This is a genomic window from Paenibacillus antibioticophila (assembly GCF_000455265.1).
GTDB classification, from domain to species: domain Bacteria; phylum Bacillota; class Bacilli; order Paenibacillales; family Paenibacillaceae; genus Fontibacillus; species Fontibacillus antibioticophila.
This window is the reverse complement of the sequence record NZ_HG005139.1, coordinates 2,541,912-2,566,609: the sequence shown is the minus strand read 5'-3', so window position 1 is coordinate 2,566,609 and position 24,698 is coordinate 2,541,912. Positions and strand designations below refer to the sequence as shown.

The 24,698-nt window shown below is 50.4% G+C and carries 20 protein-coding genes; all 20 read left to right on the top strand.

Annotated elements, in window-relative coordinates; all coding sequences use genetic code 11:
• Positions 1 to 48: 48 nt before the first annotated feature.
• The 20 genes from TX85_RS11830 (at position 49) to murG (ending at position 24,592) form a co-directional block, all read left to right on the top strand.
• Entirely contained in the window at positions 49 to 1,020 is a 972-nt protein-coding gene (locus TX85_RS11830; protein WP_044479296.1) for a ketopantoate reductase family protein, read from the top strand.
• A 70-nt stretch (positions 1,021 to 1,090) separates the two neighbouring features.
• On the top strand, positions 1,091 to 1,477 hold the full coding sequence (locus tag TX85_RS11825) for a DUF3397 domain-containing protein (protein ID WP_044479295.1): 387 nt from the start codon (positions 1,091 to 1,093) through the stop codon (positions 1,475 to 1,477).
• A gap of 239 nt (positions 1,478 to 1,716) precedes the next feature.
• Positions 1,717 to 3,432, top strand: coding sequence for a peptide ABC transporter substrate-binding protein (locus TX85_RS11820; protein WP_044479294.1), 1,716 nt, complete (start codon positions 1,717 to 1,719; stop codon positions 3,430 to 3,432).
• Positions 3,433 to 3,631: 199 nt separating this feature from the next.
• A complete protein-coding gene (locus TX85_RS11815) occupies positions 3,632 to 4,564 on the top strand; it encodes an ABC transporter permease (RefSeq protein ID WP_044479293.1) in 933 nt (310 codons plus the stop codon).
• A gap of 26 nt (positions 4,565 to 4,590) precedes the next feature.
• Positions 4,591 to 5,529 carry an ABC transporter permease gene (locus tag TX85_RS11810; protein WP_187375158.1) on the top strand — a complete coding sequence of 313 codons (939 nt, stop codon included), beginning with the start codon at positions 4,591 to 4,593 and terminating at the stop codon, positions 5,527 to 5,529.
• Positions 5,530 to 5,540: 11 nt separating this feature from the next.
• Positions 5,541 to 6,539 carry an ABC transporter ATP-binding protein gene (locus tag TX85_RS11805; RefSeq protein ID WP_044479291.1) on the top strand — a complete coding sequence of 333 codons (999 nt, stop codon included), beginning with the start codon at positions 5,541 to 5,543 and terminating at the stop codon, positions 6,537 to 6,539.
• Complete coding sequence (locus tag TX85_RS11800) at positions 6,536 to 7,474, top strand: ABC transporter ATP-binding protein (protein ID WP_044479290.1); 939 nt, start codon at positions 6,536 to 6,538, stop codon at positions 7,472 to 7,474. Before TX85_RS11805 ends, TX85_RS11800 begins: the two co-directional genes overlap by 4 nt.
• A gap of 151 nt (positions 7,475 to 7,625) precedes the next feature.
• The gene (bshC, locus tag TX85_RS11795) at positions 7,626 to 9,263 is read left to right on the top strand and encodes a bacillithiol biosynthesis cysteine-adding enzyme BshC (RefSeq protein ID WP_044479289.1); all 1,638 of its coding nucleotides are present in this window, start codon (positions 7,626 to 7,628) and stop codon (positions 9,261 to 9,263) included.
• 11 nt (positions 9,264 to 9,274) lie between these two features.
• Entirely contained in the window at positions 9,275 to 10,543 is a 1,269-nt protein-coding gene (locus TX85_RS11790) for an adenosylhomocysteinase (protein WP_044479288.1), read from the top strand.
• A gap of 228 nt (positions 10,544 to 10,771) precedes the next feature.
• Positions 10,772 to 11,209 carry a division/cell wall cluster transcriptional repressor MraZ gene (gene mraZ, locus TX85_RS11785; protein WP_044479287.1) on the top strand — a complete coding sequence of 146 codons (438 nt, stop codon included), beginning with the start codon at positions 10,772 to 10,774 and terminating at the stop codon, positions 11,207 to 11,209.
• A gap of 66 nt (positions 11,210 to 11,275) precedes the next feature.
• Positions 11,276 to 12,250, top strand: coding sequence for a 16S rRNA (cytosine(1402)-N(4))-methyltransferase RsmH (rsmH, locus tag TX85_RS11780; RefSeq protein ID WP_044479286.1), 975 nt, complete (start codon positions 11,276 to 11,278; stop codon positions 12,248 to 12,250).
• A 1-nt stretch (position 12,251) separates the two neighbouring features.
• Positions 12,252 to 12,674, top strand: coding sequence for a hypothetical protein (locus TX85_RS11775; RefSeq protein ID WP_044479285.1), 423 nt, complete (start codon positions 12,252 to 12,254; stop codon positions 12,672 to 12,674).
• Between the two features lie 26 nt (positions 12,675 to 12,700).
• The gene (locus tag TX85_RS11770) at positions 12,701 to 14,902 is read left to right on the top strand and encodes a penicillin-binding transpeptidase domain-containing protein (protein WP_044479284.1); all 2,202 of its coding nucleotides are present in this window, start codon (positions 12,701 to 12,703) and stop codon (positions 14,900 to 14,902) included.
• Positions 14,903 to 14,970: 68 nt separating this feature from the next.
• Positions 14,971 to 16,935, top strand: a complete 1,965-nt coding sequence (locus tag TX85_RS11765) for a stage V sporulation protein D (protein WP_044479283.1) — start codon at positions 14,971 to 14,973, stop codon at positions 16,933 to 16,935.
• Positions 16,936 to 17,008: 73 nt separating this feature from the next.
• Positions 17,009 to 18,499 (top strand): UDP-N-acetylmuramoyl-L-alanyl-D-glutamate--2,6-diaminopimelate ligase, encoded by a 1,491-nt coding sequence (locus TX85_RS11760; RefSeq protein ID WP_044479282.1) that lies wholly within the window; start codon positions 17,009 to 17,011, stop codon positions 18,497 to 18,499.
• Complete coding sequence (locus TX85_RS11755) at positions 18,496 to 19,905, top strand: UDP-N-acetylmuramoyl-tripeptide--D-alanyl-D-alanine ligase (protein WP_392391820.1); 1,410 nt, start codon at positions 18,496 to 18,498, stop codon at positions 19,903 to 19,905. Before TX85_RS11760 ends, TX85_RS11755 begins: the two co-directional genes overlap by 4 nt.
• Before the next feature lie 24 nt (positions 19,906 to 19,929).
• On the top strand, positions 19,930 to 20,895 hold the full coding sequence (mraY, locus tag TX85_RS11750) for a phospho-N-acetylmuramoyl-pentapeptide-transferase (RefSeq protein WP_044479281.1): 966 nt from the start codon (positions 19,930 to 19,932) through the stop codon (positions 20,893 to 20,895).
• 2 nt (positions 20,896 to 20,897) lie between these two features.
• Positions 20,898 to 22,322, top strand: coding sequence for a UDP-N-acetylmuramoyl-L-alanine--D-glutamate ligase (murD, locus tag TX85_RS11745; RefSeq protein ID WP_044479280.1), 1,425 nt, complete (start codon positions 20,898 to 20,900; stop codon positions 22,320 to 22,322).
• 49 nt (positions 22,323 to 22,371) lie between these two features.
• Positions 22,372 to 23,469, top strand: coding sequence for a stage V sporulation protein E (gene spoVE / locus TX85_RS11740; RefSeq protein ID WP_044479279.1), 1,098 nt, complete (start codon positions 22,372 to 22,374; stop codon positions 23,467 to 23,469).
• Between the two features lie 4 nt (positions 23,470 to 23,473).
• Positions 23,474 to 24,592 carry an undecaprenyldiphospho-muramoylpentapeptide beta-N-acetylglucosaminyltransferase gene (murG, locus tag TX85_RS11735; protein ID WP_044479278.1) on the top strand — a complete coding sequence of 373 codons (1,119 nt, stop codon included), beginning with the start codon at positions 23,474 to 23,476 and terminating at the stop codon, positions 24,590 to 24,592.
• Positions 24,593 to 24,698 lie beyond the last annotated feature (106 nt).

The window sequence follows — 24,698 nt, the reverse complement described above, 5'->3', positions numbered from 1 at the left end:
AGGCTTTGGTATAAAGAAAGAAGCAAGCGTGAAAGAGGAGAATAAAGAATGAACATACATATTGTAGGCGCAGGAGCTATTGGTTTGCTCTATGGAGGGTATCTGGCCAAAGCAGGGGAGAAAATTACCTTCTGGACGCGTAAGGAAGCTCAAAGAAAATTGCTGCTTGAGCAAGGCATCTATATTGAAGAAGCCGATGGAAATACAGTAAGAATTGAGGCGGGACATTGGACTGCACGTGTCTTGAAGCAAAGTGAATGTGATGAACATGCTGCTGCGCAGCAGGAGGCGCCTGAGTGGATTCTGATTGCGGTGAAGCAGAGCCATTTAGAGGAGGAGATGATATCAGCCTTATCACACATCGCCGGACCGGACACCCGAATTGCCTGTCTGCAAAATGGTATCGGCCACATCGATAAAATATCTCGCAGGCTTGACGGAAGGCCCGTGTTTACGATCATTACAACCGAAGGCTCCACAAGACTGGCGGATAATGGAGTCCGCAGAGCCGGATTGGGAGAGAGCAGGCTGGGAGTGTCCAAAGCTCAAGCCCGAGGCCGCACTGACGTGCTTCATGATAAAGCAACTGAAACTTTGCTGAATACACTTAGAAAGGCAGGATTTCCAACATTTTTGTCGAATGACATCGATAAGGATATCTACCGCAAATTATTGATTAATTCGGTGATTAATCCGCTTACCGCAATTCTGCGTGTTCCAAACGGTGATTTGCTTGTGAGTGAGGAACGCATGACGATGGTCCGGATGTTATGTGCAGAAGCGGAGCGAGCCTATAAAGCTTGCGGTATTTCGCTGGATGATGATGCATCCGAATTAGTAGCAAGCGTATGCCGGTCTACCTCGACGAATACATCCTCCATGCTGGGAGATGTTCTTCATCATCGTGCAACGGAAATCGATGCGATTAACGGACAGCTGGTTGGATTGGCTGAGTCAGTTGGAATCGACCTTCCGATGCATAGAATGCTATGGCTCCTGGTTAAGTCCTTGCATCCTTGACAGCCATATAAAATTATTACGCTATCCTTAATTATACGCAGCCCCCAAATTTTCGAGGAGGTGTGAACACTTGGATATTATTTTCACATCAGTTACCGTGCTGTCTATCATTCCATTCGTTCCTTTTGTATTAGTCTATCTGGTAAGCTTCTATTTTGCGAATAAAGACCAGAAAGCCGCAATCAAGCTTGCTATGGATGTAAGTACGTTTTTCTTGATTCTCTCTGTCTCGGCCTTGTTCAATATAGTGTTTTCTTCAAGCTCCGGATTTTATTTGATCCTGCTGGTGATCCTTATTGCTACGGGCTTAATTGGAGGGGCACAGACGCGCATGAAGGGAAAGGTCAACATCCGCAAGCTGGTTCGCGTGGTTTGGAGACTGACGTTCGCTGGCACCGGGGTTCTTTATATCGTGCTTTTCCTGATCAGCTTTTTTACATACATTACGACCGCTTAGTACAAAATAGATCCTGCTGATGATGATGAGCATAATCCTACATAATAATATGACATGATTCGTTAATTGTTAAGAAAATGAAAAGTCAATATTGTATAATAGACAATTTTGTTGACGAATTGATGTGTTTTATCAAAATTAGATTAACTTTCTGAAAATTTATGTTGGATTTTTTTGACCGCTGGTTGTATAATCTAAAAACATATACCACACTATTTTTTTAAGGGGGATCTTGCAAGATGAAGAAGAGTAAGAGTCTTTTGCTTCTTTTGACGCTTGTTCTCGCGGTAGGTACGCTGCTCTCTGCATGCGGATCGAACGACAAGAACAACACGGCGTCGAATAGTGGCAACGGTGGAAACACCGCAACTTCGAACAATGATACTGCAAACAGCGGTGATGAAACGCTGGCAGCAGATCAAACACTGAGAATCAACCTGAGCTCCGAGCCGCCAACATTTGACCCGGCTCAAGCCCAAGACAGCCAAGCCAACACGGTGCTGAAGCTGATGTACGAAGGTTTGACTCGCATGGATGAAGCTGGCGAAGCTCAACCGGCTGCCGCTGAATCCTGGGAAATCGACGGAACCAAGTATACGTTCCATCTTCGTGAAGGAGCAACTTGGAGCAATGGCGATCCTGTAACAGCAAATGATTTCGTATTTGCTTGGGAACGTGTTCTGAGTCCTGAAACGTTGCCTGCTCCTCCATATGCTTACCAATTGTATTACCTTAAAAATGCGCAAGAGTTTAATGAAGGGAAAATTACAGACTTCTCCCAAGTGGGTGTGAAAGCTGTAGACGAACATACTTTGGAAGTAGAACTCGTAACACCAACTCCATACTTCCTGGGTCTGACTTCCTTCTATACATTCTATCCAGTTCATCAATCCGTTAAGGATGACCAAGCTTGGGCGGTAGACGCCAACAAGATGATCACAAATGGCGCTTTCACTTTGACGACTTGGGCGAAAGGCCAGTCGATCGAAGTAACCAAGAGTGATTCTTACTGGGGTAAAGATGAGATCAAGCTGAATAAAGTAACAATGTCGCTTGTAAACAGCGGCGCTACTGAGCTTGCTTCTTACAGAAACGGCGAATTGGATCGTGCCGGACATCCGAACGGCGAAATTCCAACCGACCAAATTCCGATTGTTCAGCAAGAGCTGAAAGATGAAGTTGAAATCAAGGGGACTGCATCTACTTACTACTATGAATTCAACGTAACTGCAGAACCATTCGATAACGTTAATATCCGTAGAGCGTTTGCAATGGCTATCGATCGTCAAGCGATCGTAGATAAAGTTACCTTGGGCGGACAACTCCCGGCTTATGGCTATGTCCCTCCTGGTATCAAAGGTGTGAACGATGAGTTCCGTAACGAAGTAGACGATAAAGCTTACTTCAAGGAAGACTATGAAGAAGCCAAGAAATTGCTTGAGCAAGGCATGCAAGAAAAAGGCTATACACAACTGCCGGAAATCACTTTAATGTACAATACAAGCGAAGGCCACAAGAAAATCGCTTTGGCTGTAGCTGACATGTGGAAGAAGAACCTTGGTGTTGACGTGAAGCTGGAAAACCAAGAATGGGCTGTGTTCCTTGAAAACCGTCAAAGCCTGAACTACCAAGTCGCTCGCGCAGGTTGGAGTGCGGACTATAACGATCCAATGACCTTCCTCGATATGTGGGTAACTGGCGGCGGTAACAATGATTCCGGTTATGCTAATGCCGATTACGATGCTTTGATCAACCAAGCGAAGAGCACGGATGATGCTGCTGAGCGTAACGAGGCATTCAAAAAGGCTGAGGAAAACCTGATCAAGGACAACCAAGTTCTGTTGCCGATCTACTACTATACAAGTGTTTCCGTATCTAAACCTTATCTGAAAGGCGTAATACTTGACTTTAGCGGTGCGGTTGACTACTCTCGCGCCTACCTGCTGGAACATTAATCCAAGTACGCTTGGAAATTGCATAGTTTCATCGGGATATATATGTGATTATCCGTATATATCCCGATTTTTTTGTGCGTATCTACAATAGGTTATTAATCGAGCTTGAAGCTTGAGGATATTGTATCCAATAGACAAAAGCTCTTAATTGTCTTAAAATCTTAATGTCGAATTTTATCAAAAGGAGGTGCTAACGGGCATGGTACGTTATATAGCCAATAAGTTATTTTACATGTTGGTTTCGTTGTTCATTCTGATCTCGGCCACCTTCTTTCTGATGAAAGCCATTCCAGGCGACCCTTTCACGTCGGAGAAAAAGGTCCCAGACCAGATTAGGGAACGCTTGTATGAGCAATATGGATTCGACAAGCCCGTCTATCAGCAGTATTTCAAGTATTTAGGTGACATCGTGCAAGGTGACTTCGGAATTTCGATGAAGAAGATCAATCATGAGGTTGCTGATATTATTACCGGTTCCTTTGCTCCATCCTTGAAGCTTGGACTTGTGGCTATTATTGTGGCGGTTATCGTAGGTGTTACCCTAGGGATGCTGGCAGCGCTATATCATCGAAAGCTGCTGGATAATATAGCCATGGTCTTAGCTGTGCTGGGGATTGCGGTCCCGAGCTTTGTTATTGCAACACTACTACAGTATGTTTTTGCTTCCAAGCTCCATTGGTTGCCTACCATGGGCTTTAAAGGCCCGATTTATTATTTCCTTCCGGTGGCGGCGTTAACTGCTCAACCGATTGCATTTATCGCACGGCTTACCCGCTCCAGCATGCTTGAGGTTTTGCATGCGGATTATATCAAGACGGCAAAGGCCAAAGGTCTTAACTGGATTGCCATTTTGTTTAGACACGTCATTCGCAACGGCATTATGCCGGTTGTTACTTATCTGGGACCAATGACGGCGAACATTGTAACTGGTTCTGTCGTTATCGAACAGATCTTCGGTATCGGCGGCATCGGGAAGCAGTTTGTTGATGCCATTAGCGGCCGGGATTACCCGGTGATTATGGGGATTACCATTTTTTACGGCGCCCTGCTGATGATTGCCCGGTTCTTGACTGATATTGCTTATGTATTTGTGGATCCGAGAATTAAACTTTCCAAAGGAAAGGAGGGCTAGAAGTGGATAGCAATCAAGTTCAAGTTATGAATTCTCCGGTTGAGCTTAAGCCAGATGACTTCAGAAAGATAGGTACAGACGAAAAACAAGCAGAAGTGATTCAGCGCGAAAGTATTTCCGCTTTGCGAGATGCATGGCAGCGCTTGTGTGCTAACAAACTGGCTATGACAGCCTTATGGGTGCTTGCATTTATAGTGGTTGCATCAGTTCTTGGTCCTCTCATTTCGGGGTGGGTTCACGGCTATGACTACTATTCAAATGATCTGCTTGCTACAAATGAAAGCCCCTCATTGACGCACTGGTTTGGCACAGACGATCTGGGACGGGACATGTTTGTCCGTACTTGGAGAGGTGCTCAGATCTCACTGTTTGTAGGTCTGGTTGCTGCTTGTATTGACCTGATTATCGGTGTCATTTATGGCGGAACCATGGGCTACTTCGGCGGCCGCGTCGATGAGATTATGAATAAATTTTCGGAAATTTTGTACGCGATTCCTTACCTTCTGGTCACAATCCTGCTGCTGGTTGTACTTGAGCCGAGCTTGGGGACCATTATTCTTGCGCTCACGATTACAGGCTGGATCAACATGTCCTGGATAGTGCGCGGTGAAATCATGCAATTGAAAAATCGTGAGTTCGTACTTGCATCCCGCTCGATGGGAGCCGGGTCTGGACGTCTCTTGTTCAAGCATTTGTTGCCGAATGCAGTAGGGCCGATTATCGTTACAGTTACACTGTCGGTTCCGAATGCAATCTTCGCGGAGGCCTTCCTGAGCTTCTTGGGATTGGGTGTACAAGCTCCGGTTGCTTCGCTGGGTTCGATGATCAATGATGCCTTGACCGGCTGGTTGTACTACCCTTGGCGGATGATGTTCCCGGCCGCGGTAATCAGCTTGACCATGCTGGCATTTAACATTTTTGGCGATGGTCTTCGCGACGCGCTGGATCCTAAACTGAAGAAATAGGAGGTGGAATGATGGAGCCGATTTTACAAGTCAAAGACTTGCACGTATCTTTCCAAGTGAAAGGCGGCGAGGTAAAGGCCGTTCGCGGCATGAACTTTGAAGTAGGTAAAGGGGAGACGGTTGCGATCGTAGGTGAGTCCGGAAGCGGCAAGAGCGTAACGGCCCAAACGATCATGCGCCTGATTCCGTCCCCTCCGTCAATCATCAAGCAAGGTGAGATCCTGTTCCAGGGACAGGACATGCTCAAAAAGACGAATAAGCAAATGGAAGCAGTTCGCGGCAAAGATATTGGAATGATTTTTCAGGATCCGATGACCTCTTTGAATCCTACTATTAAAGTAGGAAAACAAATTACAGAAGTTCTCATCAAACATCAGAAAATGTCAGCGGCTCAGGCAAAGCAGGAAGGGATCGAAATGCTGAAACTGGTCGGCATTAAAAATGCTGAAGCCCGCTTTAACCAATATCCTCACGAATTCTCCGGCGGTATGCGCCAACGGGTGATGATTGCGATTGCCTTGGCTTGCCGTCCATCCCTGCTGATTGCTGATGAACCGACAACAGCGCTGGACGTAACCATTCAGGCGCAAATCATGGATGTTATGAAGGAAATGCAGCAACGTCTCGGTACTTCTATTATTTTGATTACCCATGATCTGGGTGTGGTTGCAGGTATGTGTGACCGTGTTATCGTTATGTATGCCGGTGAAGTAGTCGAGACCGGTACGAAATGGGAAATCTTTAAAAATCCTCAACATCCTTATACCAAAGGCTTGCTCAGATCGATGCCGCGGCTGGATCAAAAGAAGGGTGAGCCGTTGATTCCGATCATCGGAACTCCTCCGGATCTGATCAAGCCGCCGATCGGCTGTCCATTCGCAGCACGTTGTGATCAGGCGATGAAGATCTGCGAACAAATCGACCCAAGTGCGACTGTATTCAGCGATACTCATTCGGCCCGTTGCTGGGATCTTCACCCTATGGCCAAAGAGGGAGGACAGTCGTCATGAGTAAAAACCTGATTGAAGTGGAAGGTTTGAAAAAGTATTTTAATGTCGGCAGCGGCAGTGTATTGAAGGCTGTCAATGATATCAGCTTCTCGATTGCTGAAGGCGAAACACTCGGCCTCGTAGGCGAATCGGGATGCGGTAAGTCTACAGCCGGACGTACGATTTTGCGATTATACGAGCCTACCGGCGGCAGTGTCCGCTTTAACGGTGTAGATATCAATCAGCTTTCTCCGCGGAAGATGAAGCATATGCGCCGTGATATGCAGATGATTTTCCAGGATCCTTATGCTTCGTTGAATCCTCGATTTACTGTTACTGATATTATTGGTGAAGCCCTGGACATTCACGGCATGGCAGGATCGCGTGCGGAAAGAAAGAAACGGGTTGAAGATCTGCTCGATATGGTTGGTCTGAACCCGGATCATGCTACTCGTTATCCACATGAGTTCTCCGGCGGTCAGCGCCAACGGATCGGAATTGCCCGTGCCCTGGCGGTAAATCCAAAGTTCATTATCTGTGACGAACCGATCTCTGCGCTCGACGTATCGATTCAGGCTCAGGTCGTCAACCTTTTGAAGGATCTGCAAGATCGCCTGGGATTGACTTATCTGTTTATTGCGCATGACCTGTCCATGGTGAAGCATATCAGTGACCGGGTGGCGGTTATGTATCTGGGACGCATCGTCGAACTGGCGGAAAGCGAAGAACTGTACGCCAATCCGCTCCACCCTTACACCAAGACGCTATTGTCCGCAATTCCAATTCCCGATCCGGAAATTGAAGCGAACAAGAAGCGGATTCTGCTTGATGATCATGGAAATGGTCCGATTCATGGAAAAGGTGATCATGCAGGCGGCGGCTTGTTTGACTTGGACAACTCGGAGCTTGTGGAAGTTTCCAAAGGCCATTGGGTTTCCATGCCCAAGAAGGGCTAAATCCTTGTTTAAGATAGCGGTTGTTCAGGAGATATTCCTGAATGGCCGCTTTTTGCGCATATACCAAAGTGTTGTGAACAGCTTCGCGATTTTACGCCACTTGTGCTATATTGAGAGATAGTTTAGTAACTACAGGAGGATTATGAGCCCCATGAATATCGAACAACAACCGTTGCCTTCATCACAGCCGCTGGCAGAGGCAATGATACACCATTATAGTAAGGTTGAGCATTTCTATGAGTATGATTTGACCCGCCGGGAAGAATGGGCGAGAAGAATAGATTGGCTTAAGCAGAGCGATGGTAGACGCCTCGACCGCATCAAGCTGACTCAAGTACTTAAGGATTTTAATAGAGAACATAATCCGCATGAAGCAGTGATGGCATCCATTGACCTGCTGGAGCAAGAAGGCACAGCTGTAATCGTCGGGGGACAGCAGAGCGGTTTATTGACGGGACCGTTATTTGTAATTTATAAGGCTTTATCGATTATTAAAGCGGCGAAAGAAGCACAAGAAAAGCTCTCCCATCCCGTTGTCCCTGTCTTCTGGATTGCAGGAGAGGATCATGACTGGGATGAGGTGGATCATACTTATCTGTTATCCGCTGACCAGCAGATCAAACGAATTCGGATCGCAAAAAGGTCAGAGCAGCGAACCCCTGTCAGCCAGGTGAAAGTGATGCAGGAGGATTGGGGGCAAATTGCCGATGAATTGGATAACCTGCTTCAGAATACAGAATTCAAATCGGGGCTGCTGGATGCATACCGCACTCTTGCTTCCCAGTCGGGCACATTGACAGAATGCTTTGCCAAGCTGATCGGGACACTGTTTGGCCGATTCGGGCTGATTGTGATGGATTCTGCTGACCCGCATCTGCGAAAGCTGGAAGTTCCCGTATTCGAACGAATGATCAAGCAAAACGACGAGTTGGAACAGGCTTACCTTAGTGCGGGGAAGGAGCTTGCAGCCGGGGGATTCTCCCTTCAAGCAGACGTTCATGAAGGCGGGGCCAATTTGTTCTATGTTCATGAAGGGGAACGGAAGCTACTCTTCAAGCAGAAGGGTGTCTTTACCGACAGGAAGGGGACCTGCTCTTTTTCGGCTGATGAATTGCTTGCCGAGCTTCATGCGCATCCCGAACGGTTCAGCAATAATGTATTGACCCGTCCGTTAATGCAGGACTCGGTGCTGCCGGTCTTGGGAACGGTACTTGGTGCTGGAGAGATTGCATATTGGGCGTTGACGGGCAAAGCCTTCCAGGCGTTCGGCATCCAGATGCCTGTTTTAGTTCCCCGGGAATCCTTCACCATGATCGACGGGGCAGTTCAAAGGAATATGGAGAAGTACGGGCTGGAGTGGAACGATGTGAATAATAAGGATTCACTTTCGGATAAGCGTGAGGCCTGGCTGAAGGAACAGGATCATCTCCATTTGGAGGAACGATTTGCGGAGATTAAGTCTTCCTTTGAGGCCATGTACAATCCGTTGATCGAGCAACTGGGAACAGTGCAAGCGGGCTTGATCAAGCTGGGCGGAGCTAATCGGGACAAAATTATTGAACAAATCGAATATCTCCGCAATAAGTCGATGGATGCTTTGGCAAAGAGCAACGATTCCGGAATCAGACATTTCGAACGTATCGAGCAATCCGTCATTCCGATGGGCAGGTTGCAAGAGCGGACATATAATGCGTTTTATTATTTAAATCGATATGGATGGAGCTGGATTGACGAGCTTGCAGGAATTCCTTATGATGTAACGGGAACGCATCGGATACTTTATTTGTAGGAGGATTCAGGATGAGTCAGGAAGCGGTTAGGAATAGTATTGTTACGGATATGAAGCTTGCCCCGGAAGGGCATTTGAAGATTGATTGGGTAGAGGCTCACATGCCTGTTTTGGGACGGATCCGCAAGCAATTTGAAGCCGAGCAGCCTTTCAAGGGGCTTAAGGTAACGATTTCTTTGCATCTGGAGGCCAAAACGGCCTATTTGGCTAAAGTAGTACAGGCCGGCGGGGCAGAGGTTACGATTACAGGAAGCAACCCGCTGTCTACGCAGGATGATGTATGCGCAGCCCTTGTCGAGGATGGCATTACGGTATTTGCGAAGTACAATCCGGAGCCAGCCGAATACAAACAATTGCTCATCCGTGCATTGGAAATAAAGCCCGACCTCATCATCGATGATGGCGGCGATCTTGTAACGATTCTGCATTCAGAACGGCAGGATTTGCTGGAAAATATCCGCGGAGGCGCAGAGGAGACAACGACGGGAATCTTGCGGCTGAAGGCAATGGATAAGGAAGGCAAACTGCAATTTCCAATGGTTGCTGTTAACGATGCTTATTGCAAATATTTGTTCGATAACCGTTATGGTACAGGTCAATCGGTCTGGGACGGGATCAACCGGACAACAAACCTTGTTGTTGCAGGGAAGACAGTTGTCGTTGTAGGCTACGGCTGGTGCGGCAAAGGGGTTGCGATGCGGGCAAAAGGACTTGGCGCCAACGTCATCGTCACCGAGGTGGATGCAATTAAAGCAGTGGAAGCTTATATGGATGGATTCCGCGTGATGCCGATGATGGAAGCAGCCAAGCTTGGCGACTTCTTCGTCACCGTAACCGGGAATCGTGACGTCATACGCGGTGAGCATTATGATGTCATGAAGGATGGAGCAATCCTGTCCAATGCCGGCCATTTCGATGTGGAAGTGAATAAACCGGAGCTGGCGGAACGCTCAAGCAGCATTCGTACGGTTCGCCGCAATATCGAAGAATATCAGCTGAAGGACGGCCGTAAAGTCTACATTCTAGCTGAAGGACGTCTTGTAAATCTGGCAGCAGGCGATGGACATCCTGCCGAGATTATGGATATGACCTTTGCGCTGCAAGCTCTGTCCCTGAAATATGTCAATGATAGATACAAGCAGATTGGAAAAACAGTTGTAAATGTGCCGTATGAGCTGGATGAACAGGTGGCGCGCTTCAAGCTGGAGAGTCTGGGCCTGAGCATTGACTCGCTGACTTCCGAGCAGATCAGCTATCTGGACAGCTGGCAGGAACACTAAGCTAGCAAGGAAACGATTTGAATAGTAAGGAGCCGAGGGTGACTATCCTTCGGCTCTTTTTTTAGTTTTTCGGAGTTCAGAAGAAGGCACTTACGACCTGTATAAAATTTCCTTCAAAAAAAAGTTTGAATTTGAGCAGGAATTTACGCTCCCATGACGAATAATTACTATTCAAGTGGTGGAAAGTGGTGCAAAGTGGGGAATTGGGGTAAGGAGTGAGACACAACAATGTTTATGGGGGAATTCCAACATAGCATTGATGAGAAAGGCCGGATTATCATCCCGGCTAAGTTTCGTGATCTCCTCGGGACCTCTTTTGTCGTCACCCGCGGCTTGGATCAATGCTTGTTCGTCTACCCGCAAGCAGAATGGGAAGTGATGGAGCAGAAGCTCAAGGCGCTCCCATTAATGAAGTCCGATGCGCGTGCGTTCACCCGGTTCTTTTTCTCCGGGGCCACCGAATGCGGATGGGATAAACAGGGAAGGGTAAATTTACCCGGAACTCTTAGGCAGTACGCCAAGCTGGAGAAGGATTGTGTTGTTCTCGGCGTGTCGAATCGGGTTGAAATCTGGAGCCTGGAAACATGGCAGCAGTACTTCCAGCAGTCCGAGGATACCTTTAACGAGATCGCTGAGAAGCTGGTGGATTTTAATTTTGAATTGTAAGAGGTTGTTCAATAAGTCAACTTTTGATTTCGAAGTATAGGTTTTTAACGTCTGGAGGCGTAAGTCTTGTTCCATCACATCACGGTGCTTAAAAAGGAAGCAACAGAAGGGCTGCGCATCAGGCCGGATGGCATTTATGTCGATTGTACATTAGGAGGCGGCGGGCATAGCTCGGTCATTTTGTCCCGGCTGGGAGAAGGCGGCAGACTGATTGCGTTTGATCAGGACGACTGGGCGCTGGATAATGCAAGAAGAAATCTTGCTCCCGATGATCCACGTCTGACGCTCGTGAAGAGCAATTTCAGATATATTGAACAGAAGCTAAGAGAAGTAGACGGAGTACCGCAAGTGAACGGGGTTCCCCAGGTTGACGGATTCTTGTTCGATATCGGCGTGTCTTCTCCTCAATTTGATGAAGGCGAACGCGGATTCAGCTACAATGCGGATGCGCCGCTGGACATGAGAATGGACCAATCCGCAGCATTGACGGCCCGTGAGATTGTTAATGAATGGCCGGAACGCGAAATTTCCCGGATATTGTTCCAATATGGGGAGGAGAAATTCGCTAGACGGATCGCTTCCGTTATTGGCGAAGCAAGAGCGAACACCCCGATCGAGACCACCGGACAGCTTGTGGAGCTGATCAAGGAAGGAATTCCGGCAGCAGCAAGAAGAACCGGAGGACATCCGGCAAAGCGAAGCTTTCAGGCGCTTAGAATCGCCGTTAATGATGAGCTTGGCGCGCTGGAGGAGGGCCTGCATGCGGCAGTCCGCTGTTTGGCGCCGGGGGGCCGGGTTTCGGTAATCACCTTCCATTCACTTGAAGATCGGATTTGCAAGCAAATCCTGGCGAGTTATGTTGAGAAATGTACTTGCCCGCCTGATTTCCCGATGTGTGTATGCGGGGGACAGGGGCAATTGAAGTTGATTAACCGGAAGCCCATTGTGGCTTCGCCTGAAGAATTGGACATGAATGCGAGAGCGCGTTCGGCAAAGCTGCGTGTTGCAGAAAAACTTGAGACGAGAGCGGAGGGAAAATAACATGGCTTATACAAGAGGAAACTTGGCGGTTAAGGAACGCACTGCCGAGCGCAGTTATCAATCTCCGCGTTATCGTGAGACTACCAAGGTGGTTACCCGTCGTACATCGCTGCCCGTTCGCGAGAAGCTTCTCTATATCATGACGGTTATTTTTTGTGTGGCGGTCATGGCTGGTTTGCTGTGGCAAAATGCGAATCTGTACAATATCAAGCGGCAGCTGTACAATCTGAATTCGGAAATTCAGACCATGACGCTGGAAGTGAAAGAGCTAACCGTTCAAAAGGAACGACTTGAGGAGTCCATCCCTTCCGAGGCTGCCAAGCTTGGCTATGTGAAGCCGGACATGGATATGTTTCAGATTGAAGTGCCGGCTACTTCGGATGCAGGGGGCACTTCGGAGGATATGACGACAGCCCGTAAATAATTCTGATTCCAAAAGGGGTTGTTATGATGCTTAAAAGAATACGGCTGCGCACACTGCTGATAGGGGGATGTATTACCCTCTTTTTTGCTTTAATCATGATAAGAGTGTTTATGCTGCAAGTGGTTCAGGCTGACTTCTGGCAGGAGCATGCGGAACAGCAATGGTCCACAAAGAAGATCCTGCCTGCTTCACGGGGAACGATAACGGACCGCAACGGGAACGTGCTTGCCGTGGATGCCCCGGCTTATACAGTAGCCATCAATCCCAAGCTCATCCAGCAGTTCGGCATTCAGGATGACGTGGTGAATGGACTTCACGAGCTGCTTGGCAAGGACAAGGCCGAATTGGAGCAGCTTGTGTCGGCCACGAAGAAGGATGGCGAATATTATTCCCAGCGCGAGGTGCGCAATGAAGGCTGGAAGATCGATCAGGAGCTTCGCGATCAGGTTGCCGCATTCAGCGAGCAACTGAAGGAAGAACATAAACTGGAGGACTCCGGAATCTATCTGATCAAGGAGCAGAAGCGCTATTATCCGGAGAACAATCTGGCGTCACATGTGCTTGGATATTTGAGCCGGGAAGGGGAGGCTGTCTCCGGACTGGAGGCTTATTTTGACGAGGAGCTAAAAGGGCAGAACGGTTCCATAGAGTACAAGAGGGACGGCCGGGGAATTGAAATTCCGAAGGCCAGTGAAATCTATACGCCGGAGAAGGACGGAAAAAACATCCAGCTGACCATCGACTATACGATCCAGTATTATGTTCAGGAAGCGATGGAAGAGGCTTTTGCCGATCTGCAGCCGATTAGTATGACGACTATTGTAGCGGATCCGAATACAATGGAGATTCTTGCGATGGCCAACCTCCCTGATTATAATCCCAACTCGTACTGGGAGGATGTAGAACAGAAAAATTTCTATAATCATGCGATCAAATCCGTCTATGAACCCGGATCCACCTTCAAAATCGTTACTTTGGCGGGGGCGGTCCAGGAAGGGCTGTTCAATCCGGATGCCACTTACAAATCAGGCAGTATTCGTGTTCCAGGTCAGACCATCCACGACCTCAAGCGTGCCGGCTGGGGAGAAATCAGCTACCTGGAAGGGGTTAAGCGTTCGAGTAACGTTGCCTTTGTCAAGCTGGGATATGAGATGCTTGGTCCGGAGCGATTGAAGCAATATGTTGATAATTTCGGCTTCGGCAGTAAGACGGGGATCGAGCTGCCGGGAGAAGCGAAGGGGCAAGTTACACCGGTCCAGCAGGCCGACTTTGCGGCGATGGCCTACGGACACGGGCAATTGCTCGTAACCCCGCTGCAACAATTGGCAGCCATTTCTGCCGTAGCCAACGGGGGAAAGCTGCTGGAGCCTCATATCGTCAAATCGATTAACGATCCGCAGACTGGTGAAACGGTGAAAACCTCGGTCAAGGAAATCCGGCAAGTGCTTACTTCTGAAAAAGCGGAGGAAGTCGGAAGCTATCTGGAGCAGGTCGTATCGGACCAGAAGATCGGGACCGGTCGGCATGCCTATATTGATGGCTATCGTGTGGCCGGTAAGACAGGAACAGCAGTTAAGCCGGTAAAAGGGGTATATGACTATACCAAGCAAGTAGTATCATTTATCGGTTATGCGCCGGTGGATGATCCTAAGGTCGCCATTATAGTTCTGATTGACGAGCCGAAGAACTCCGAGCTTGGCGGCGGGGCTGCGGCTGCTCCGGTATTCCAGAAGATTGCAAGCCAGACGCTTCAGTATTTGGGCGTGCCCAAGGACAAGGCTCACAGGACGGAGACAGGAAGCCAGAGAACGCAGTCTAGCAGCGTTAAGACACCTGATTTGACGGGGATGTCCCTGCAGAATGCGAAGGATACCTTGAAGAGTAAAGGGATTTCTTACGCTACACTGGGCCATGGCCAATCCCTGGTTTCTCAATTCCCGAAAGCCGGGAGCGCACTTAAGCAAGGACAACCAATGTATCTTCTGACTGAAGACCAGCAGCAGCTAAGTATACCTGTGCTTACCGGCCAATCCTTGCGGGAAGCGTTGGAGCTTCTCTCAGTGATGGGGATTGCTGTTACGATCGAGGGTGAGGGCTACGTTGTATCTCAAGAGGTAAGGGAGATCGACGGCAAGAGAACCGTTCATCTGGTCCTGAGCCCGCCGAACAGCCCGGATCCTGATCCCGAAGAGGAAGAAGGTGAGGACACCGCTTCCGATTCTCCATAGCTTGTTCTATCCCCTGTTTGTCCTGAATATCCTTGTGATGAGTCTGGAAGGAACAGGGGGCTAGTACAATGAGAATTTCGAAAGTGACGGTCAGACGAAGACTGTTCATATTATTGATGCTGCTGTGTGTATTATTTGCAGCCTTAGTCATCCGGCTTGCTTATGTGCAGCTTGGCGAAGGAGAAGAGCTGTCCGCCAAAGCGGAGGACTCCTGGAGAAGAAATATCCCTTACTCGGCTAAGCGCGGCGAGATCAGCGACCGCAACGGGGAGGTGCTGGCTTACAACATTACAACACCTACGGTCATGGTCATTCCCGTTCAAGTGAAGGAGAAGGATAAGACGGCGAAGCTGCTGGCGCCGCTGCTTGGCATGAACGAAAGCGATGTGCTCCAAGCGGTAACGAAGAAACAATCTATAGTCAGGCTGCAACCCGGCGGACGCAAAATTACGATGGATAAAGCGCAGCAAATTCGTGATTTGGCTCTTCCGGGTATTGTTGTTGCTGAGGACAATAAAAGATTCTACCCCTATGGCGGCCTTGCGGCCCATATTCTTGGATTTACGGGGGGGTACAATCAAGGACTGACAGGTGTCGAGAGCAAGTATGATAGTGAGCTCAGCGGGAAGAACGGGAGCGTCTCCTATCTGTCGGATGCAGGGGGGCGGTTAATGCCGGGATCCTCTGAGAAGTACAATGAGCCGAAGGACGGGCTCAGTTTGACACTGACCATCGATAAATCGATCCAAAGCATTGTGGAGCGCGAGCTGGACCAGGCCATGGAGCGATTGCAGGCAAATTCGGCACTATCGATCGCCATGAACCCGAAAACGGGTGAAATCCTGGCTATGGCGGCAAGACCTGGCTATGACCCGGCTTCTTATCAAGAGGTGGATGCCGAGGTCTACAACAGGAACTTACCTATCTGGATGACCTATGAGCCTGGTTCCACCTTCAAGATTATTACACTGGCGGCAGCGCTTGAGGAGAAGAAGGTGGACCTGCTTCATGAGCGGTTCTTCGACCCAGGCTATGCAAAGGTAGGCGGAGCCACCCTGCGCTGCTGGAAGCGGGGCGGGCATGGCAGCCAGACCTTCCTGCAGGTCGTCGAGAACTCCTGCAACCCGGGGTTTGTGGCCTTGGGGCAGCGATTGGGCAAGGAGACACTGTTCCAGTATATCAAGGACTTTGGCTTCGGAACGAAGACCGGGATTGACCTGGGGGGCGAGGAGAACGGGATTCTGTTCAAGCTGGCCAATGTCGGGCCGGTGGAGCTGGCAACGACCTCCTTCGGACAGGGGGTGTCTGTGACACCCATCCAGCAGATTACAGCCGTGTCCGCGGCTATTAACGGGGGCAATCTGTATCAGCCCTTTGTCGCAAAGTCTTGGACGAATCCGGAAACCGGAGAAGTCGTGTCCGAGAATGAGCCTCGACTTGTGAGACAGGTTATTTCCGAGGAGACGTCCCGTCAGGTGCGTGAAGCGCTGGAGAGCGTGGTTGCAAATGGTACCGGCGGCAATGCCTTTATCGACGGCTATCGAGTCGGCGGCAAGACAGGGACGGCGCAGAAGGTTATCAATGGACGCTATTCGCAAAATGAACATATCGTATCCTTCATCGGCTTTGCACCGGCGGATGATCCGCAGATCGTGGTCTATACCGCTGTAGACAATCCGCAAGGCATCCAGTTTGGAGGGGTCGTAGCGGCTCCGATCGTGCGCAATATTCTGAAGGATGCGCTGGAATATATGGAGATTCCTCCACGGGAGGAGCAAGTGACCAAAAAGTATAAATACGGGGAAATCCCGATTGTTACGGTACCGGACCTGATCGGACATTCCACGCAGGAAATCTATGAGAATATGAATATGAACTTTAACCTGGCGAGGTCCGGAGCAGGAACGATTGTGATTAATCAGGCTCCAAAGGCTGGAACCCGGGTGGAGAAAGGCTCTACGATTAGGATTTATATGGGGACTGAAGCGGATGCCGAGAGCATGCATAATCATGATGACATGGAAAGTGAATAAAATTCCTGAACTTCATGATTTTTGGTGATAATATATGTAGTGGCGATTCGAAGTAACAGACGGAGGGGTATGTATGCTGCTAAAGGATTTATCGACTTATATGGTGGCTTCTGAGATCAGAGGCAATGAAAATACAGAACTGAACGGGGTTGCGGTCGATTCCCGCAAGGTTACACAAGGCGACCTGTTCATCTGCTTGCCTGGCCATACGGTTGACGGGCATGATTATGCGGGTAAGGCTAAGGAGGCCGGGGCGGCTGCACTGGTAGTTCAGCGCTGGCTGGAGGATTGCCCCTTGCCGCAATTAAAGGTAAAGGACAGCAGATTGGCGATGGCTGTGTTTGGGAATGTCTTCTTCAGTCACCCCAGCTCCGGCATGAAGGTAATCGGGGTCACCGGAACGAACGGAAAGACGACGACCACCTATCTGATTGAACGCATTCTTCAGGATCAGGGTCGGAATGCTGGCTTGATCGGGACGATTCAGCGCCGCTACGGCGGACAGATCTTTGCTATGTCGGGCACGACCCCGGAATCTCTTGATTTACAGCAATACTTGCGTGAAATGAAGGATGCAGATACCGACTATTGCGTGATGGAGGTTTCTTCTCACGCACTGGATCAGGGCCGGGTCAAAGGAACGAAGTTCCGTACGGCTGTGTTTACCAATCTCACCCAGGACCATTTGGACTATCATAAATCGATGGAAGAATACAGGGGCGCTAAAGGGCTGCTTTTTGCAAGGCTTGGCAATACGCTGGGCGGCGAAGCGGACGAGCGGAGTTATGCAGTGCTGAATGCGGATGATCCGGCTTCAGCTTACTTTGCCAAGCTAACGGCGGTTGAGACGATTACTTATGGTGTGGAGCAAGCTGCGGATGTTCGCGCTTCACAGATCAAGATTACGGCTAAGGGGACGTCGTTCCATGTCGACACCTTCCGCGGCAGCTGTGATATCCAGCTTCGTATGGTTGGTAAATTCAATGTGTACAACGCATTGGCAGCCATCTCCGCTACCCTTCTGGAGGATATTCCATTAGCTGAGATCAAGCGCAGCCTGGAGGCCGTTGAGGGAGTGGAAGGACGGGTTGAAGCCGTCGATGCAGGCCAGCCTTTTGCGGTTATCGTTGATTACGCGCATACACCGGATGGCCTGGAAAACGTTCTGAACACGGTCAATGAATTTGCGGAAGGAAAGGTGATTACCGTATTTGGCTGCGGCGGAGACCGCGACCGGACGAAGCGTCCGATCATGGGGAAAATTGCGGCCCGGTTGTCCGGACATATGATGGTCACCTCCGACAACCCGCGGACAGAGGATCCGCTGCTGATCCTGCAAGATATCGAGCAGGGACTGAAGGAAGATCAAGTGTCCCCTGAGCGTTATGAATTGATCGCGGACCGCCGGGAAGCAATTCGGAAGGCGGTTGAGATGGCGGGGCCTTCCGATGTGGTCTTAATTGCGGGCAAAGGCCATGAAACCTATCAGATTATCGGTAAAGAGGTTCATGATTTTGATGATCGGCTGGTAGCGAAAGAAGCGATAAGGGGTATAGACAAGTGATTATTCGGACATTATCTCAGATTGCAGCCATGAGCGGCGGAGCGGTTACTGCCCCGTCTGCCGGAAGCATCAGAATCGAAGGCATTGTGACGGACTCCCGTAAAATCCAGCCTGGCTGCCTGTTTGTTCCGCTTGCCGGCGAGCGGTTTGACGGACATGCATTTGCCGCTGACTGCCTTGCGGCGGGCGCTGCTGCCGTACTGTGGGCGAAGGACAAAGGAGAGGCTCCCGGTCCGGCGGTATTGGTCGAGGACACACTTCTCGCCTTGCAGCAATTGGCCAAGAGCTATTTGAATCAATGCGGGACCCGGGTGATCGGCATAACCGGCAGTAACGGCAAGACGACGACCAAGGATTTGGTCTTTGCTTTATTGGCAACCACCTTTCATGTGCATAAGACAAGTGGAAATTTCAACAATCACATTGGTCTTCCGCTGACATTGCTGTCGATGCCTGAATCGACGGAAATTGCCGTGCTGGAGATGGGAATGAGCGGAAGGCGCGAAATCGAGCTGCTCTCCAATCTGGCTGAGCCGGAAACAGCGCTGATTACCAATATCGGTGAATCCCATTTGCTTCAGCTCGGATCCAGAAAGGAAATCGCGCGCGCCAAGCTGGAAATCCTGTCAGGCATGAAGCCTGGCGGGCTGCTGGTCTTTAATGGCGACGAGCCGCTCCTGCATGAGGTGCTGGAGGAGACGGATACCCTGAAACCGGAGGAGTTAAAGACGCTGACCTTCGGCTTGAAGGACGGGAATGACGTTTATCCGACCATGATTCAGTACTCGGAGAGCAAGACGGCTTTTACCTCCAGTCAGGATCCTGCCCCGGATAAGCAAGTGTTCGAATTGAATCTGCCCGGTGAGCATAATGTCGTCAATGCGCTGGCTGCCATATCGATTGCGCGCCATTACGGCGTGGCTGAGCAAGAGATTGCCGCAGGGCTGAAGCAGGCAGAATTTACCGGAATGCGGATCGAGACAGTTATCGGGTCTAGTGGAATCACCATTTTAAATGATGCCTATAATGCAAGCCCTACCTCGGTGAAGGCTGCCATCGGCGTGCTGGAGAAGAAGCAGGGTTACCGGAAAAAGATAGCCGTGCTTGGCGATATGCTAGAGCTGGGACCCGAGGAAGGGGAGTACCATCTGCAAGTCGGACGCTGCCTCCATCCGGATAAAGTGGATTTGCTGTTTACATACGGCAAGCTTTCCGATAAAATCGCAGAGGGCGCAGCGGAAACGATGAAACATGACACTATTTTTGCATATCATGATAAAAGCGAGCTTATTGAGAGCTTGGTCTCGGTGCTGCATGGAAATGATGTGGTGCTGGTCAAGGCTTCACGGGGGATGAAGCTTGAGGAAGTCGTCGATGTGCTCAAAGGAAGCACTTTTCCTCAATAATTACGGTGAAAGGGGGGTGATCCCATGGATTTTGGACTTATCTTGCTAACAATCGGTGTATCGTTTATCTTAGCGGTCATCTCAGCCCCTTTGCTGATCCCGCTCCTTCGGAGGCTCAAATTTGGCCAGCAAATCCGCGGAGAAGGTCCGCAAAGTCATCAGAAGAAGGCGGGAACGCCTACAATGGGCGGGATCGTCATTATTTTGGCGTTTACCCTGGCATTTCTGAAATTTTCAGTTGTAAATACGGATTTTTACGTCCTCCTGATTGCTACATTGGGGTTCGGCCTGGTCGGCTTTCTGGATGATTATATCAAAATTGTATTCAAGCGATCACTCGGGTTGACTGCTCGGCAGAAGCTGTTCGGGCAGCTGCTGTTTTCGGGGATACTCTGCGCGCTGCTGTTGTCCGAGGGACACAGCACGGCCATTGGCATTCCGGGAACAGGGATTTCGTTTGACTGGGGTCCCTGGTTCTATTATCCGTTTATTGTTGTGATGCTGCTGGCAATCAGCAATGCGGTTAATTTTACAGATGGTCTGGATGGCTTGCTGTCGGGCGTGAGTGCCATTGCGCTTGGGGCCTATGCTGTTATTGCAATGCAGGCTACCTCATTGCCTGCAGCCGTGTGCGCCGCAGCCATGATTGGAGCCGTGCTCGGCTTTCTAGTGTTCAATGCGCATCCGGCGAAGGTGTTTATGGGCGATACGGGCTCGCTGGGGATCGGCGGAGCCATCGGAGCGATTGCCATCGTGACGAAGAGCGAACTGCTCTTCCTGATCATTGGCGGCGTCTTCGTCATAGAAATGCTCTCGGTCGTGATTCAGGTCGTTTCCTTCAAGACCCGAGGCAAACGGGTATTTAAAATGAGCCCGATCCATCACCATTTTGAATTATCAGGTTGGTCAGAGTGGCGGGTCGTAGTGACCTTCTGGGCGGTCGGCCTCTTGCTGGCTTGCATTGGACTTTACTTGAACAAGGGGTTGTAGGAATGAATCATCCAGAGGATTACCGCGGGCGGCAGGTTGTCGTCCTCGGTTTAGCGAAGAGCGGCGTACAGGTTGCAAAGACCCTGCATCAATATGGGGCGATTGTTACTGTGAATGATAAAAAGGCGAGAGAAGAGAGTCCCGAAGCATCCGAGCTGGAAGCTTTGGGCATTTCTGTTGTATGCGGCGGACATCCGGATGGCCTGATCCATCCTGAGGTGAAGCTGTTGGTAAAAAATCCGGGGATTCCGTACAGTGCGCCTCCAGTGGTTCGAGCCCTTGAGCTTGGAATTGAGGTTGTAACTGAGGTTGAGGTCGCCTACTATTTGACCGCGGCTCCCATCATCGGGATTACCGGCTCCAACGGGAAGACGACAACGACCACCTGGATCGGAGAAATGCTGGCTGCAGCGGGAATGAAGCCCATCGTAGCCGGAAATATCGGTACACCGCTCTGCGCCGCTGCCGAGTCTGCCAAGCCTGACGATTGTCTGGTCGTTGAGCTTAGCAGCTTCCAGCTAAAAGGAACTGAAGCATTTCGGCCTGCAGTTGCCGTGCTGCTGAATGTGGCAGAGACGCATCTCGACTATCACGGAACGATGGAGGATTACATCACCTCGAAGTCCAAGCTATTTGCGAACCAGAGGGCGGAGGATACAGCGGTCATCAATTGGGATGATCCGGTTTGCCGGCAGCTGGTCCCGTATCTGAAGGCGCGGCTCCTTCCCTTTTCGCTCACGGAGGAGCTTACGGTTCCGGGAGCATTCGTACGCCCGTCCTATGTATCAGAAGGAGATGACGGACTTAGCAGGTCTATCATCTACCGGGATGAGGACGGCACGGAGCATTCCATCATGGATGTGAGCGAGCTTATGCTGCCCGGAAGATTCAACATAGGGAATGCCCTGGCGGCAATCGCCGCGTCTGTAGCAGCAGGGGCGGCTCCGGCTGCTCTGATTGAACCGCTACGGACATTCCGGGGCGTAGAGCATCGATTGGAATTCGTAGCCCATAAGTCTGGCATCACTTACTATAACAATTCAAAGGCGACCAATTCGAAGGCTACGGTGACGGCGTTAAATGCGCTGTCCGGACCGATTGTCCTGATCGCCGGGGGACTGGACCGCGGATCCGATTATATGGAGCTGCTCCCTGCCCTCCAAAATAAGGTGAAGGCTGTCGTGGCCCTCGGGCAGACCAGAGAGAAAATAGGTCAGGTTGCAGAGTTGGCCGGTCTAGCAAAAGTGGTGTTGGTCGATAATGAAGACAGTGCCGCCAACACGCTTCGCACTGCGCTTCATCAGGCCGCCGGGCTGGCTGAGGAGGGAGATATCGTGCTGCTCTCGCCTGCCTGCGCCAGCTGGGACATGTTCTCTTCCTATGAAGAGCGTGGACGCATTTTTAAAGAGGCGGTGCATACCCTTTAAGTAGGGGGGTGGAAAAGCCCCTACTTCATGTGAAAAGGTGGCATCCACGATGGTCAAGGGCCGCTCGGCACCGGATTTCTGGTTACTGGCCAGCATACTCGGTTTACTGACAATAGGGATTGTAATGGTGTATAGTGCGGGCTCGGTGCTCGCGTTCCATGATTACGGCGATTCATTCTACTTTGTCAAGCGTCAGTTATTGTTTGCAGTGCTAGGCTTGATTGCGATGTTCTTTACGATGAATCTGGATTATCGGGTACTGAAAAAATATGCCAAGCCCTTGCTTCTCGTTTGCTTCGCTCTGCTGGTGATCGTGCTGATTCCGGGAATCGGGGTCGTCCGCGGAGGAGCCCGAAGCTGGTTAGGAATCAGCTCCTTTGGCATCCAGCCTTCGGAGTTCATGAAGCTGGGCATGATTCTGTTCCTGTCCTATTGGCTAAGTAAAGAAGACTACAGAATCACTCAATTTACGAAGGGCCTGTTGCCGCCGCTTGGCGTCATCGGACTAGCCTTCGGCTTGATTATGCTTCAGCCCGATCTCGGCACCGGGACCGTGATGCTTGGCGCTTCGCTGTTGATCGTCTTTACGGCCGGCGCAAAGATTCGGCACCTGGCAGGGCTTGCCGCGGTGGGGGCTGCCGGTTTTGTCGGGCTTATCTTGGCGGCCCCTTACCGGCTGCAGCGAATTACAGCGTTCCTTGACCCTTGGTCCGACCCGCTCGGAGCAGGTTACCAGATCATACAATCGCTCTATGCGATTGGTCCTGGAGGGCTGGCTGGATTGGGGCTTGGCATGAGCCGGCAGAAATACAGCTATGTGCCGGAGCCGCAGACGGATTTTATCTTCTCTATTTTGGCTGAAGAACTGGGCTTTATCGGCGGTCTGCTTGTCCTGATGCTCTTCTTGATATTAATATGGAGAGGCATGAGGGTCGCCATGACGGTCGATGATATGTTCGGCAGCTTGCTTGCGGTAGGGATCGTTGGTATGGTGGGAGTTCAGGTTGTTATCAACATAGGCGTCGTTATCGGTCTCATGCCTGTTACCGGAATTACGCTGCCGCTGATCAGCTATGGGGGCTCCTCTCTGACCCTGATGCTGACTGCACTCGGCATTTTACTTAATTTATCCCGTTATGCGAGGTGAGATTATGCGCGTCGTTCTTAGCGGCGGAGGCACGGGGGGACACATTTATCCCGCTCTTGCAGTAGCCGCCCAATGCGCAGCGGAGGATTCCGCTTCAGAATTTCTATATATAGGTGGACAACGGGGGCTGGAAAGCTCTATCGTTCCCAAATCAGGATTGCCCTTCCGGGCAATCGATATTACCGGGTTCCGACGGAAGTTGTCGGTGGACAATGTCAAGACCGTGATGCGTTTCTTGAAAGGGGTCCGCAGTTCCAAGCAGATGCTAAAGGAATTCAAGCCTGACGTCGTGGTTGGAACAGGCGGGTATGTCTGCGGACCGGTGGTGTATGCGGCAGCCAAGCTGGGCATTCCAACTGTCATTCATGAACAGAATGCCGTTCCCGGATTAACCAACAAGTTTCTTAGCAAATACGTTTCTACCGTCGCAGTAAGCTTCGAAGGCTCGGAGTCTGCTTTTTCCGGGGCCGGACGGGTCATTTATACAGGAAATCCGCGGGCAACCGTTGTACATACTGCGGATAAGCGGATGGGCTATAAAAGCCTGGGTTTACCTGATGACAGCAGGATCGTTCTTGTGGTTGGCGGCAGCCGCGGAGCGAAGGCAATTAATGAGGCGATGGTCGAAATGGCTTCGGAGCTGCCGAAGCTGGGCCATCTTTCTTTTGTTTATGTCACCGGAGAGAGCTATTATGATTCGACCCGGGAAGCGATTGCCGGCAAGCTGGGACAGCTGCCCGGCAATTTGAAGGTGTTGCCTTACGTCCATAATATGCCGGAGGTGCTGGCAGCCACCTCTCTGATTGTGAACCGGGCGGGAGCTTCCTTTTTGGCGGAGATCACTTCCTTGGGATTGCCTTCGATCCTGATCCCGTCCCCGAACGTTACCAATAACCATCAAGAGAAAAATGCGAGAATGCTGGAAAAAGCGGGTGCCGCAAGTGTTATTTTGGAGCCGGAGCTCAGCGGACAGAGACTGTTCCGGTCGATTCAGGACATTATGCAGAGCCCGGAGCGTCATACGGGGATGTCTGCAGCTTCGAAGGGGCTGGGCAAGCCTGATTCTGCACAGCTGCTGGTTTCCGAATTGCAACGACTGGCAAGTACGAGCAAGCATAAATAAGTCTGTCCAGCCAGCGATTTGGGCTGGTGTCACACTCCTGTGCCCCTGGGCATAAGATACCGTATAATTCGTGACACCCTGACGCTTGCATGGATTTTTAGCGCCG